General features: G+C 41.6%; 10 protein-coding genes and 1 pseudogene. 2 read left to right on the forward strand and 9 right to left on the reverse strand.

Features of this window, described 5'->3' with window-relative positions:
• Positions 1-248: 248 nt before the first annotated feature.
• The 9 genes from LMJ53_RS14415 to LMJ53_RS14455 all read right to left on the reverse strand — a co-directional run bounded on the left by LMJ53_RS14415 (position 249) and on the right by LMJ53_RS14455 (position 11,940).
• Complete coding sequence (locus LMJ53_RS14415; protein WP_229587809.1) at positions 249-437, reverse strand: hypothetical protein; 189 nt, start codon at positions 435-437, stop codon at positions 249-251.
• Between the two features lie 427 nt (positions 438-864).
• Complete coding sequence (locus LMJ53_RS14420) at positions 865-1,134, reverse strand: hypothetical protein (protein WP_229587811.1); 270 nt, start codon at positions 1,132-1,134, stop codon at positions 865-867.
• A gap of 468 nt (positions 1,135-1,602) precedes the next feature.
• Entirely contained in the window at positions 1,603-2,208 is a 606-nt protein-coding gene (locus LMJ53_RS14425; protein ID WP_229587813.1) for a 4Fe-4S single cluster domain-containing protein, read from the reverse strand.
• A 6-nt stretch (positions 2,209-2,214) separates the two neighbouring features.
• Positions 2,215-2,721 (reverse strand): hypothetical protein, encoded by a 507-nt coding sequence (locus LMJ53_RS14430; RefSeq protein ID WP_229587815.1) that lies wholly within the window; start codon positions 2,719-2,721, stop codon positions 2,215-2,217.
• Entirely contained in the window at positions 2,721-2,930 is a 210-nt protein-coding gene (locus LMJ53_RS14435; RefSeq protein WP_229587816.1) for a DUF2997 domain-containing protein, read from the reverse strand. Before LMJ53_RS14435 ends, LMJ53_RS14430 begins: the two co-directional genes overlap by 1 nt.
• Complete coding sequence (locus LMJ53_RS14440; protein WP_229587818.1) at positions 2,923-5,169, reverse strand: hypothetical protein; 2,247 nt, start codon at positions 5,167-5,169, stop codon at positions 2,923-2,925. The genes LMJ53_RS14435 and LMJ53_RS14440 overlap by 8 nt, the downstream gene beginning before the upstream one ends.
• The gene (locus tag LMJ53_RS14445) at positions 5,169-6,854 is read right to left on the reverse strand and encodes a hypothetical protein (protein WP_229587820.1); all 1,686 of its coding nucleotides are present in this window, start codon (positions 6,852-6,854) and stop codon (positions 5,169-5,171) included. Before LMJ53_RS14445 ends, LMJ53_RS14440 begins: the two co-directional genes overlap by 1 nt.
• A gap of 5 nt (positions 6,855-6,859) precedes the next feature.
• Entirely contained in the window at positions 6,860-10,321 is a 3,462-nt protein-coding gene (locus LMJ53_RS14450) for an AAA domain-containing protein (RefSeq protein ID WP_229587822.1), read from the reverse strand.
• A gap of 5 nt (positions 10,322-10,326) precedes the next feature.
• A complete protein-coding gene (locus tag LMJ53_RS14455) occupies positions 10,327-11,940 on the reverse strand; it encodes an AAA family ATPase (RefSeq protein WP_229587824.1) in 1,614 nt (537 codons plus the stop codon).
• A 359-nt stretch (positions 11,941-12,299) separates the two neighbouring features.
• Between LMJ53_RS14455 and LMJ53_RS14460 the strand changes: the two genes are divergently transcribed.
• A complete protein-coding gene (locus LMJ53_RS14460) occupies positions 12,300-13,529 on the forward strand; it encodes a tyrosine-type recombinase/integrase (RefSeq protein ID WP_229587826.1) in 1,230 nt (409 codons plus the stop codon).
• Positions 13,530-13,975: 446 nt separating this feature from the next.
• Positions 13,976-14,206 (forward strand): annotated as a pseudogene (locus LMJ53_RS14465) (IS21 family transposase); the annotation flags it as partial.

Genomic DNA, 14,206 nt, shown 5'->3' on the forward strand with positions numbered 1-14,206 from the left:
ATTGATGCATAACAGCAAAATACGATTCGGGCATGTAAAGAAGTTACCTGCCTTTCTTTTTGTATAAAAATTTTGGTATTAAAAGGGGGAAGATCCACTTCTTAGCATTTGCTTAGATAAATATTTTATTTCTCATTTTCTATAACTGATGTGGGGTAAGCGTTTTCGTGTAGGTTGGCAAAGTATTTATGAAAGCCCTTTAAAAATAACAGAAAAACATTGCTACAATCATAAGATAGAGCGGTCTGTCATTGAGAATGTGCGACGGTATCACGCGTAATACCATTCGGGCGCCCTAAATCGATGGAGTATGATTTAGGTATTTTACATTCGTCATCATCTCGCACTGCAAAGGTAAATTGTGATTCAGCATCATAGAAGTAGGGTGTTTCAATAAAAGAAACCCAGCTATTCGAGACAGCGATAAATATGTTCAAAGCTTGTTCGTCAAGTTGATGATATGTATATTTATTGACCATACTTTATTCACCCGCCGTAATTTTTGACAAAAATAACCCTTCCTGAGCGTTGGAAGCTCAAGCGTGTGTATAGATTTTAAGCGCGTATTGGATGCGGTAATTAAGAGTAAAAAAACATTATTTGCTGATTTCAGTTGTTTATCACTGAATCCTTCGTTTAAAACTGGTTGTTTAACGTCTAGTATGAAGTTTTGTTCATTGAGTTTGTGTTATCAAGCTGAAAAGCTTTGGCAATCTTGCATTGCCCAAAAATATAAGCTGTATGTAGTGAATTGTGTAAGTGTACTTTTACACCTTTTTATTACTCGCTTTTGCCAATAAGACCTCCACGGCTAAAACACTCTGAAATAAAAGGTTAGTTACAATTATTTTTTGCAGATTTTTCTTATATATGCTTATTAGCAGCAGCATTCATTTCATCAACAAAGTCTTTATCTAAAAAGAACACTGTTATAACACCCAAAGTAAAAGCTAATCCAAAAAAATCACCTCCATTACTCAGGCTCAAAAAGAAACCATCTAAAGTTCTAGCAAACTGGTAAAGTCCCACAAAATCAAAGACATTATAAGAAAATTCAGCTAAGACTGCCCAATAAGAATGCTTAACATTATAAATTAAAATCCACCAAAGAAGACCGTAAAAAATAAAAATCATATGTACCTCTCGAAAATTTTATACATTATTGTGTTTTCATACTGGATTTTACGTTTGAAATGGGTTGTCTATGGTTTAGTTTTAAACTCTTGTTCTCTTAATTAATTTTTAGCAAGCCGAAAGGCTAAGGCAATCTTGCATTGCCAAACATAAGTGATATGAGGTTATTTATTAGAGGGTTAAAATTGTAATGAGAAAATTTTTAACGTAAGTAAATGAAGTGAATTTTTCATCAACTTAGGCCACGCATTATACACAAAACCAATCAAAAGTCAATTGAAAAATCATAAAATGAACTCAAAGTCAACTATTTTTATCGAATGAATCTACTTTTAATCTTTTTTATTCTTTATTTGCTAATAAGTCCTTAATGGCTGAAGGGCTCTACAGAGTGTGTCATTCTTCAAGTTGTGTTTTGTACTAACAAACATTTTAGTCGTTTTACTGTTCATTTTTAGTAAAGTACCGTCATTTACTAGAATTTACATTAACCCATCTTATTAGCTCTTCATTTGGAAATCCCAGCATTCTTACAGAACTGTCTTTATTAATGCAGATCTCGACTTCATTCACTGACTGTTGTTTTTGTTTTTCTCTTGAATTTGCTGAGTACAAAATACATTGATTATTAGAACCAATCCATTGCTGCTGTGTGTTACGCTGACTTGAGATATAGCGACCCACTGCAAGCATGTCACAAACCTCTAACAGTTGACCAAGCAAACCTTGCGATTGAAGTTCTTGCTCTTCAAAACCAGTAAAAACGAATATTGTTAAATTGGTTTGTCGGCGAATTTTCTTAAGTAACCATAAAAGATTGCTTTCTTGATGTAACGGTTCGCCACCCAAAATAGTGATACCTTTGATATCGGTTGCAGATAATATTTGCTTTAGCAGCGTTTCTCTATGAATGAGATCCTTTGCTTTAAATGACCACATTTCCGTATTCCAGCACCCCTCGCAAGCAAGAGAGCAACCTTGTAACCAAATAACATATCGAGTACCAGGCCCGTATATACGACTTTGTAATTCAATATGAGCCACATTAAAATATTCACCATAATTGCGTTTCATCAGAATTCAGACCATTCGTGTTAGAACAAGTTGGATTTGTCCTTGGCTATTAATTGATTCTTTGACAGCATATCCTTGAGCTTTTGCTTTAGCGATTGCCTGTTGCCTAGTTTTTTCAACACGAATCTTACGTTCTGCTTCCAGCGTTATGCGTTCTTGCTCTGCGATCTGTTCCAAATATTGCTGGTATACTACGTTATAATTATCCCCAAGGAGGGCAAGAAATTTAGATACTGATATATACTTTTTGTCTGCAAGTTTGCTACTCACTCTAGCATCTATTTCGTCCTCGTCATGTATCAGTACCCATCGGTCATTAATAAATCTGAAAATTTGGCAACCATAATAATCGCTTCGATTAGTAACAATATCCCCATACTGAATTATGCTGCTATGGCCATCATCGGTAATATTTACTGTGACTTTTTCGGGCTCAGCTCCAATATCTGTGAGCGCCTTCATCAGCAGACTTTCATTCGTAAACGGGGTAACCGTTTTAATGACGGCACTCATTAGCTTTTACCTTTCAGTGTTTGTATATTAATGGAGTGTAAAACGCGTTGCTCGTGATATTCATCGGTTTTTTTTACATTACTGACTACTCCTTGTAACTCTAGGAGTTCATCCAATGCCTCAAAACAACTTTCACCTTTAAAGCCGCTAGTTTTTGCCATAATCGCACCTTGCTCATCAATAATGAGTATTATTTTTTGCTCAGGCATTTATTGACTCCTTATCACACACGATGCACGCATTGAGTCGCTGAGCATCTTTACGAGCAAGGCTCAACTGCGCTTCATTAAACACCACAAGATATCGCTTTTGCTGTAATGCTCTTAATTCGGTGCCTGTTGCAGGTAGGTCCTCTGCCGGCCAATTAAAATGCATGAAATCTGTGTTATTGTTGTTTAGTCCAAGCTGCTTATCCAAAGCCAGAGATTTAGCTTTATAGGCAAATGATTCACCATGTTCGCGCAGTTTCTGTTCTGTGTGAGATAACTGCGATTGGCTTCTTTCAACGGTTTTTTTTGCATCGTCCAGGTCACGACTAAGCTTGTTTTTGGCTTGCAGATGGTTTGCAAGTGCGCGATCAAGCGCTTTAAAATCCTTTTTCCAAATGTGCTCTTTAACGTTTGCTTTTAAAGCCTTTGCTTGTTCAACGCCGATGCCAATTAGGTCACTGCGACGGCACTCAGCAGCCTCAGTTGTAGGCTTTGCTAACGCTGACCTTTCATTGGAAGTTCCCAAAGTATCGTTAGATAAAACGGTTTTTAGTTGTTTGTCTGACAAGGCATTTACCGCTTCACACCAGGTGCGAGCAAATTGCTGCTCTATTTGGGTAAGCCTTTGGTTGCTAGTAGTTTCTAGTGATGTCAGGTCGTCTTTGGCTTTTTTTAACAGTACGAAAGCGTCAGTATGGGCGGTTTGCAATTCAGTCCGTTTTTGTTCCCACTGTTGCTGCTGATGTGCTTTTTCGAGTTCTTGGTTGGTATCAACGGCCCGATTTTTTATTTTTTGACTGAGTACATGCAAGTTCTGACGATACTGTTCACGCTCGGCAGGACTGGCTTTGCTGGCTGCCCAGTTTTTTAGTGTTGCCAACTCTTGTTGTAATCCTTTTGCAGATTGGGCTTGGCCGAGCAAGAAGCCTTTAATAAATCCTTTTAATTTATCGGCTACTCCATTTTGTTGACGTTCTATCTTGGCCATGAGAGCTGCCAACGAATCAATCTGCTGTTGCCAATTTTTTTCAATGGTTTCCCATTTTTGATATATTCCATCTAATTGTGCATTAGCAGGGCAATAAGGTGGATGTATTACTACGTCGTAGTCGATGACATGAGCCAATGCATTCTTTTGCCAATAAGTGTATGGGGATGCTAAGTCTCTAACATCATCATTCAAAAAACTATCAATGGTCTCTGCGTGTATATCGGTAAGTTGTATTTTTCTTGCGAACTCAATTGTACGAATAGTGTCAGGGCTATCAATAAAGCGGACCTGTTGCCAGGGTGATAAATCTCTCAGCGTGAGGTCATCTTTAAACTGCCATGCGGCGTGTTCAAATACCTCATTGAATGCCTTGTACAACTGAGCACTTTGCAAGTCAGATAGATTTAAACACCAGTTTGCATTCGATAAATCGGTTTGATCTGGCAGAAGCCAATGGCCATTTTGAGAAAACATTAAAACGGGAATGGCTGATTCACTTAGCGCAACCCCGGTGCGGGCTTTTGCTTTGATATCGGCTGACTGAGACTGCATGAGCAGTTGGAATTCGTCACTTGGGGCAGCAAAATCATCGCCGCTAACTGCAATTAATGTTGCTAGTGTATCACTTACACAGTCATGTAAGGCGCCGCTCAGGTGATGTGAGTGGTTGGTTATGACGTGGCCATCGGGATGCGCGGTGCAAGCTTTGTTCCGGTTTTGTTGTAGATATTCGCCAGAAGCATGTTCCCAGAAAAGCTTACAAAAACTGCGAAAGGCGTCTTCAATTTGCTCTGGCTCGAGTGTTGTAGCCCAAGCTAACTGCTCGGTTTGCCTTAGCGGAGCACAAGACGTAAGTAATGTTGCATGAGCATCAGAGGTCGCATGATCTCTAATTAACAACGCTCCTTGCTGCTTGATGCCAGTTCGAATTAAACAGCGTCCGGATAACGTGTCGATAGCCCGTTGGTTTGCTTTCTCATCACCCAGTAATAAATATACCCGAATACCTGCGTCTGCCAGATTTCTTAACTTGGAGATCAGAGAAGCTTCTTTTAGCTGCTCACAGGCAAGCATTAAGGTAACCCGTGTTTGTGCTATCTCTATCCCTAAATCCATAGCCGTTTTGATAGAGAGTACATGACTAAAATCACCCTCTGATGATGTAGTGTCCTTACAAAAAAAAGACGGCAATGATACATCGTAAAATTCTACTTCGAATTTTTCATGACGGGGAGTAAACCTTGTCATCAGTAATTCTCCTCTGTCGTCAGATCATTAAGGTGTTGTTGCAGATAACCGGGAAGTTCATGTTTTGCTTTTGGTGTAAACGTTGGAAAGCCATCGACTGTCACCCATCCGTTTTCGTTTTTGATAAAATCTAGTCCACTGGTGCATTCCCAGCAATAGGTTCCTCTTGTGCCAATAAAAATCCAGTAGCGGCCATGGTTGTCACTGTTTTTGTCGATGTAATTACGTTCCCAGTTTTCGGGTATCCGAGTCGGTTTCCCGTTTTGAGGTTTTAACGTCAACAGCAAGCCGTTTGCATCTGAACAAGCTCGCGCCAATGTTGAAAGGTTAAGGTATTGTTTTGCGGTGTGAACATATCGATCGGAGTAAATAACGTGTTCAATAACATCCCTGTCTGTTAGCTTGCTTACCAATTTATAGATATCAAACTCATCACCACCAATAAGGCTAAAAGGCATATGCAGTTTATTGCTGTTATTGGGTGATAAATCTGCCACAGCTGCAATGTGCCAATAAGCTTCTGGCTGTTGCTCTCGGTTGATTTCTGCTATCAGGCTTTGTGGCTGTTTCAATGGCAGCTCAAAACTAGCTAGAGCAGGGCTATCCAACCATTTACCTTGTTGCCTGTTAGCATCAGAAGGACTGCGATATGACATTCGATAAAAACTATCTAACCAGAAGCGGTGCCAGTTCTCTGCATCATCCTGGTCTTGTGGTTGAATGGGAATATGCGCCGCCTGAACAGAGGTGAAATTACCATAGTCTGTTTCAAATGCTTTGCAGTTAAAGTTACCGATGCGGAAGTTTGACACTGCAGAGGCAAAACCTTCCACCTGTTCCAGTGTGGTCGATAGACGTTTTGTTGAATTATTCCAATTTCCGCTCAGTGCGGTTGCAACGCTGTCCATAAGCGATGGTAAGTGCTGCTCATCCTCAACCAAAGTTAGGTCAATAGACTCTGGCTGTGAACTATGATTTTTTCCGCTAAATTGACGGATATCCAATTCACCGGTTAAATGAATTTGAGAGATTTCAGGGGTTATCGTCCATTGCATCTCCAAGTTTGCCGATTTATCGGGTGAGCAAATTACCTCGGGCTGCATTGCTGCCATGATTAATTGTGTTTTTTGTAATTCAGTGTTTTTGCGGTCTTTGTATTCCTCCTCCATAACCACCAGTTTCAATCGCGTCTGTTGTACAAATTCTGAATTGACAGCATCGCGACCTTTTTTCCAAACCTGATATTTTGGTGCCTCTGAGCTGCTATCGCGCTGCATTAAAATAGGGCGCGTACCTAATAGTGGGTCGTTGTCGGTAAACCAGATGTGATAAAGGTTACGCTCTGAAGTGTTAAATAAGCCCGTTTCGACAACTTGTTGGCCATGACTTGTGATTGCATTGTTCATTTCGTCCCACAGGTTTTCTTTTACTAAGTAGGCTTTTAAACGCGCTGGCATATCCGACGTGCTTGATGTCATGGCTTTTAGCAAAGCAACCAAATCTGACCGCTGCCGGCAAAACGTTACCTTAGCAATAAGTGGGAAGCGCTTAAGTTGTACCTGTCGCTTTAACGTAAGGCTTAGCCTGTCCACACCCATATTATTTGCGTTTGGCTTTTTATTATTAGCAGTTTTTTTACCACAAGGTTCCGCAATTGCCTCTCTATTAAGGGTGTTATTATTCATCGGTGTTAATTCCTTTTACCGCTTTGCACAGCAGATAGCTGGTCAGCTTTTCTTTGATCTGACAGGGTGTAAGTTTTAGCGAGATTTTTTAATTCAATTGTATTTGAATATGAAAAATAACGATGGTCTCCGATAATCACTATTTGATAACGGGCCCGGGTAATCGCAACATTTAAACGATTTGGTGAGTCCATAAAACCATCTCGTGTGGTATTGACCATTGACAGCAATACTACATCGGCCTCTTGGCCTTGAAAGTAGTCTACGGTGGCAAGCTTGATTGACACCGCCTTGTAGTTAAAACGCGCGTAGCAATTCGTGTTTGGCTTTCGATGATTGGGCAGTTTTTGTAATGCTTCGCGTAGTGCTTTTTCCTGGCCTTTATAAAAGGTGAGAACTGCAACCTCGAAGGGTTCTGCCCTTTTATTTTTTGTTTTACCCTCGGCCCAATCGCAAAAGCGTTTTAATTCAGCGATCAACACCTGCACTTCCTCTTTGTTACTGTTGCCTTTTTGGGTGGTGCCGGATACGTGCTGCCAGATACTGCGGCGTGCGTAGCCTGGGTAGCCCCAAGCGCGGTCAATAGTGGTCTTACTGCCATCCGTCAGGACACCTTTGGGGTAGAATTGTTCACGTGGAAAGGCGGAGATGTCTGGATGCATTCGATGCTGAAAGGTCAGGGTAGTATGTCGCTGCACCTTTTCCTTGTTGTTAAATCCCTGATTAAGGGTGGTGGGCATATCATTTTTGCGTTTAACCAAACCATCGCCTGATAACGCTTCCAAAATAGATGGGAAAGCGATGTTTTTGAGTATATGAATACGGCCATCTGCGGAGACTGACTTGGGAAATAATCTCTCCAGTGGTTCCTCAACATAGGCTATTTTTTTGTTTGGCTCCTTAGATAAACGTAACCAATATTCCCGCTCTAATCGCCAACAGATTTCTTCTGACCATTTGCTGGTATTGAATCTTTCAAGTAGCTTGGCATGAAGTTGACTTGTATCGGTGCAATCGCGTTTATTGATTCGGAATGGTTTTATTGCTGTCTTAGCGCTACTGACATCTCCTTGGTGTGTTGACGCTTGCGCAGTGCGTTGCCATGCAGGATGCAATACCAACATGTCACTGGGGATGCAGTGGCTTAGCTGACTTAAGCAACCTTCTTCAATAAAGCACAATGGGTGTTCATAAAGACACTGCGGTTTGTGCAATACGTCAGCTAGCTGTTTTGCATAACCTCCGGGTGTATTTAGGGGTTGGATAATAAGAATATTGCTTAGCCCTTTGGCTAAATGCGGTATTTTTTGTTTGGCCTGAATTTCCGCTTGTAACGCGTTTGCGACGCTTCTGCTAACGGGTACTAACAGCGGTTGTGTATAGGGTTGATCCTTGCTGCCCCTTAGCTCTTCCAACAAGAAGCAGGCTTCTTGTATTTCGGGGGCGAGAGTCTGCCCTGGCTGTTTTCCTCTGGGCGGGCTTAGCATCAGATTGTCCAGGTTGGCCACGATTTGTTCACGGTCAGTAAAAGGTGATAACTGACGCACATCACCTACGAGCACCCAGCGTTTGGCAAAGCGTGCCGGAACCATAAATTCTTGGAACGTGGTTTTACTGCATTCGTCGATTATCATTACATCAAAAGGTGGTTCACCGGCCTGTAAATTAAGACTGGGTTCTCTGAATAACTTAAGAATGCCGATCGTGGTGCCACATACCAGATTCGATGAATCTACCATCAGCTGTTTGCTTATAGCGCTGCCACCATCTACACGGCTTAACTCATTAAACACATTGTCGAACTGAAACTCTTCTACGCCGATGGCGTTACTTTCATCGCCAATTCTGAGCGGGAAAATGTGTTGGTTAAGTTTGGTATTCTCTTTAATCCGCTCTAGCACGTTGTTAATAGCTGCGTGAGTCGAAGCTGACAACAACACCCGTTTGCCTTGCATAACCAGTTGCATGATTAGTTCCAGAATGGTTGTGGTCTTGCCGGTTCCTGGAGGGCCATCAAGTATACTGAAATCGGGACTTGCCAATGCTTTAGCAACAAATTCGCGCTGGCGATCGCAGCCGTCAAAATGTGGATCAGTCAAAACTTGCCATGACAGTGCATGTTGCGGCAGAGGTTCTATATGTGGCCAGGATGTTAACTCGCGCTGCTGCAGCAGTTGTATTAATGGCCAGTGGCTGGCCAAGGGACGGTGCATCAGGTTTTTAATTGCGTCTCTCTGACGTATAAGCTGGCTGGTGTCGACACTGACATGAATTTCGCATTTACCGTCCTGAGATGGGTATACGCTGTTCCAGCTTTTTTTACCCCGGATATTAGCTGCAAGCAAAAGTTGCCGTTCTTCCGGTCGTGCTTTTAATACCCTAAATCCACCATCATTTTTGCGCTGGGTATGATCGAGAATAGTAATGTTTTGGTCATCGGTAAAAAAATAGTCTAGATCTGATTTGCCAGTGTCATCTTTCTGATCTTTCTCTATCAGTTGGATCCATTTCTCTTCAACAAGTTTTTGCTCAACTGACCAGGTTATTGCTTGGTAAGTTGGACAAAAAATTCCTGATTTTTCTAATTGCTCTCCCGACTGGCCCTGCAAAAAAAGATGTCCAGTTTCATTTTTATTATCGCCGTAACTTAAGACCCATTTATCAGAAGAAAGAGGATACTTGCGATAATGAAAATGCTCGCAACTCAGTTCAGCGAGCTGTTTTTGTGTAACGTCTTCAACGGATTGCCCGCTTAACACTGGTTTTTCTTTTGAAAACAACAACCATCCGCTTCCTTTTGGCTGCCCCTGCCACTGCGCAAGTTGCTTTTCATCGATGCTTTTCGTTAAATTAAAGCTGATATCCTGACCATCAATAGATAACTTACTGCTCTCTCTAACATGTCCGGCTACAAGCAATAAATTGCCAGTTCGCCTTGCCACCTTACATTTTTGGCCGTCTATATATACAAAAGCCACACCTTCCAGCGAGGTGGCAAGTGACCGTATTTCCAATTTATAACCACACCAGTTTATTTCGTCACCGTGGTGTTCCAAATCGGGCAGATACAATTGATAGTCAGGTGATAAACGGACCTCGTCTTGGGAGATTAGAAATTCGCGATAGCTTTTTCCTTTACCAAAAAAAATAGGTGCCTTTTTATCCGGTTCAAACTCTGCGTCAGGTGCTTTACCATCAACGCTAACAATTTCAAACCATCCCGCCTGGTCTGCTATAATGTCTATTTCTGACTCGGGATATACCTGCCAAATGCGCTTATCTGGCTTAAGTTGATAGCGTATTTTAGCCACTGGCAGCCAGTGGCAACTTACTTGCTTTTCTTTCAGTGCATTGATGCTATTCTCCAGGTAATGAACGAATGGCATCAAAACTCTGTTGGTTTGTGTTGCTAACGATGACGTTTGAATTTCAGACTTTTCGAGCGCCGCAAAAAAGGGGTTTTCCATTACAACTATCCCTGTTTATTTTTTATAAAAGGATTTTCACCTTCTTGTCTGAGGCGAGGTTTAGCCTTGGTTTGTGCTGTTAATAGCTCTGGAAGTTGAGATGACGCACTTACCGCTCTACCTTTAGCCCATTCGCGTGTATCGTTGATCATTTCATGCATGGTTTGAGACAGAGGTGATGTTGCTTGAATAGCCTCGAGAATATCGTTTTTTGTTAATTGATGCCCTGCATCAAATGCCAAAAACATTCCTTCTTTAACCGCTTCCTCCAACTCAGCACCGGTAAACCCTTTGCTGACTGATGCCAATTCATCGAGCTCCTCTGGCAAAAAATCGTCTAGTCGTTGACGGTGCTTAAGATGAATAGCAATGATATCTTTGCGATCTTGATGAGTGGGTAAATCAACAAAAAATATTTCGTCTACACGGCCTTTACGCAGCAATTCCGGTGGTAGCTGGGCAATATGATTTGCGGTTGCGACAACAAAGACAGGTTTTTCTTTTTCTTGCAGCCAGGTTAAAAATGTACCAAGCACCCTTGAGGTTGTGCCGCCATCTGTAGCACCAGAGCTTTGCATGCCAGACAAGCCTTTTTCTATTTCGTCCACCCATAGAATGCTGGGAGCTAAAGCTTCCGCTGTTTGCAACGCAGAGCGGATGTTTGCTTCAGATTGACCGACAATACCACCATAAATCTTGCCCATGTCGAGCCTGAGTAATGGAAGCTGCCACGCATTTGCAACGGCTTTTGCCGCAAGGCTTTTACCGGTCCCGGGTATACCTAATAGTAATACGCCTCTTGGCGTTTCCAGGCCAAACTCACGCGCATTTGCCCCAAAAGATTGCTTCCGACGTTCTAACCACGATTTGAGATTGTCTAGACCACCAACATCGTCAAGTGTCGCTTTGGGATGGAAATACTCTAAATGTCCATTTTTACGGATGACTTGTTCTTTTTCTTTGACGATAAAAGGAATTTCAGTGTCGGTTAGACGTTTGAACTGACATGCTGCTTTGGCAAACGCTAATTGTGCTTCGCTGGTGGAGAGACCTAATGCGGCATCAATTAACGCGGGCGACTCTTGGAAGTCACGCTCATGTATGTCGTAACGTTGGCGAGCTTGCTCCATAAGCTTTTTCAGATCATCAGAATCTGGTAGTGGCATATGCATTACCTGAATTTCTTTTTCTAATTCGGGCGGCAGTAAGGCAACAGGCTGAGATATAACGACGCAAATACCATTTATTTTTTGACTGGCAACGCCAACGGCAAAGCTACGTAAACGGCTAATTAATGTGTGCTCATGAAGATAGTGATGGAAGTCTTCCAACAGTAAGATGAATTCCTCTTCATGATTGTTTGTGTCTAATAGCCATTCAAGCACTTCTTGTGGTTGGCCAATGTCATCGATCTCTAACCAATCTCCTGTTTCGAATTCATATTTTCTAAGACCTAATGAGCTGCTCCATATAAGAAGGTCTTTCTGCAAGGTTTCTGCCACATCAATACAATAAGCGTGAATTCTTAATGTTTCATGGCTAATAATTTGAACGAGGGCAGCAGAGGCTTGAATATTAAGTTGGAAATTATTTAAAAAAGACACTAAATGTTCACTCATCCTGAGTATATGTTTAAATGAAATATTATCGGATTAATAATTGTTTGACGAACATTTTTTCGATTTTCAGTTGATACTAGATGCATCGGTGGCGCTCTTTCACTCAACTCAACTCATAAATTTCATTAGACAAAGCTTTTTTGCTGCCTCTAATCTGATTTACCCTCAAAAAACTATTGTATAATTAACATGCTGATAATTTTAAATGAGAAAAATCAATCAACGTTTTGTATTTTCTCGAAGAGTTATCCCAAAGTCATGCTTCTTAAAAAGGGGTTAAATAATTTCTCATTATTCTTATTATGTGTAGCAATTAAAAATTGTATACTTGGCATAATTCTCCTAAGGATTAGCCTGGCATGATTAAACCTTTACTCTCAATCCACGATAAAAAACCTGTTTATATCAGCAAACCACCAGCCTTTGAGCCGGGTTTTAATCGTTCTGATTCGATGTCAATGCTCGAATCCGACGGCGATTGGCATGTCATTATCGAATACCTTCAGCAGTTTCAGGAGCAACCTAATACGCTCGCTAGCTATCTTAAGGAAATCGAACGCTTTGCACTTTGGTTGATCCATGAAAAACAAAAACCCATTTCAGCGGTTAATCGCGCAGATTGGTTGTCCTACTTGGATTTTATCCAATCACCACCCCCAAACTGGTGTTCTGGCAAGCAGCGAAAGTATTTACCAGACGGCGTAACGCTCAATTCTCGCTGGCGCCCATTTGAGATACGCACCGTGCATGCGCCTTTAGCTACAAAGTCAATCGATATTCAAGATGAACCTGAGTTGGTTACCGGTTTAAGTAAAACTAGCCAAGATCTAGCAAAACGTATCATTGAGTCGATGTATACCTTTCTCGTTGTGGCCGGCCACCTAAATGCTAATCCAGCGATGTCTCCACGAACTCGAAACAAGTCCAGTGTGACTAAAAAATCGGTCACTGAACGCACCCTATCAGATCAGCTAGTCGATTTTACAATAGACACCCTATATAACGCGCAAAAACAAGCGGTTACTGAGCGTGAAGTATTTCGTTTTCTTAGGGCTCGATACATAATCCAGCTGTTCATGGCAACGGGGTTAAGATTAACTGAAGCGGCCAAGCACTCTTACGCAGATATCACAATTCGCGATGACCGATGGTTCCTTAACATTGTCGGTAAAGGCGACAAACCGCGCAGCATAGAGCTTTTTGAAGAGGTCATTTCTGTTATAAAAGAGTTTCGCCTAGCCGTTGGGGCCAACTCACCTACTCCATTGTACAACGACCCAATGAAGCTTATTCCGTCGAAAAATATTAACAAGGCCATTTCAGGCCGTCGTATCGATCAAATACTTCGTGAGTCTTTCGATTTGGCTTGTAGGGCAAAGCTAACTGCAGCTGAGGCGATATCAAATATCAGTTTAAAAGGTCAGTTATTACGAGAAGCAAGTTATCTGGAAAAAGCATCAGCCCACTGGTTACGACACGCTCACGCAACTTATTTTATTAAATACTCAGGGCAAAACCTGAAGGCGACTATGCAACGGTTAGGACACAGCGACGTTGGTACCACAATGATCTACTTGCACGAAGATTAAAAAATTTGGTTGCTAGTAACAATTAAACATAAAGGCTCGTTCATAACACTCAGTATAATGAGCCATGCAGTCTTGGAAGTACAAATTAACAATTGAAATTAAACATGTCGCAATCAATCGTTATCAAACGTTTTTAAGCATCTTCGTTTAAAATTTACTTATATCATTTCATACACAAATCTTTTTGTGAAGGTGATTTCGTATGAGTAATCTACTTCCCTACTTAGCGTTAATACCGTTGTTAAATCAGTGAAACTTGAAAATTGCGTATTTCGGGATGATCCGGCCAGCGATTTCGGCATGAGTCGGCCACCCATTTCGGTATCATCCGGCCACTGATTTCGGCCTCATCCGGCCACCTGTTTCGGTAACGTCCGGCCAGTTTGTTCTTCCTTCGTTTTACGGACTTTGGCATAACAGTTTTTTAACTGTTCGCCGGAGTAGTCATGACACGTAAAAAGAAAATGGTAAGGACAGATATGCACACTTATCTGGATATATTTCGCCTCAAATTCGAGGCTAAGTTAAGCGACAGGCAAATCTCCCAAGCATTGAATATTGGCCGGGCAACCATCAGTGATTTGGTTATCCGCTTTAACAATTTAGGCCTGAGCTGGCCGCTGGCTGCCGATTATCCGCTTGATAGCCTAGACAAACAGTTATTCCCCGGCCGTGAT

Source organism: Rheinheimera sp. UJ51, from assembly GCF_020819615.1.
Lineage (GTDB): Bacteria > Pseudomonadota > Gammaproteobacteria > Enterobacterales > Alteromonadaceae > Alishewanella > Alishewanella maricola.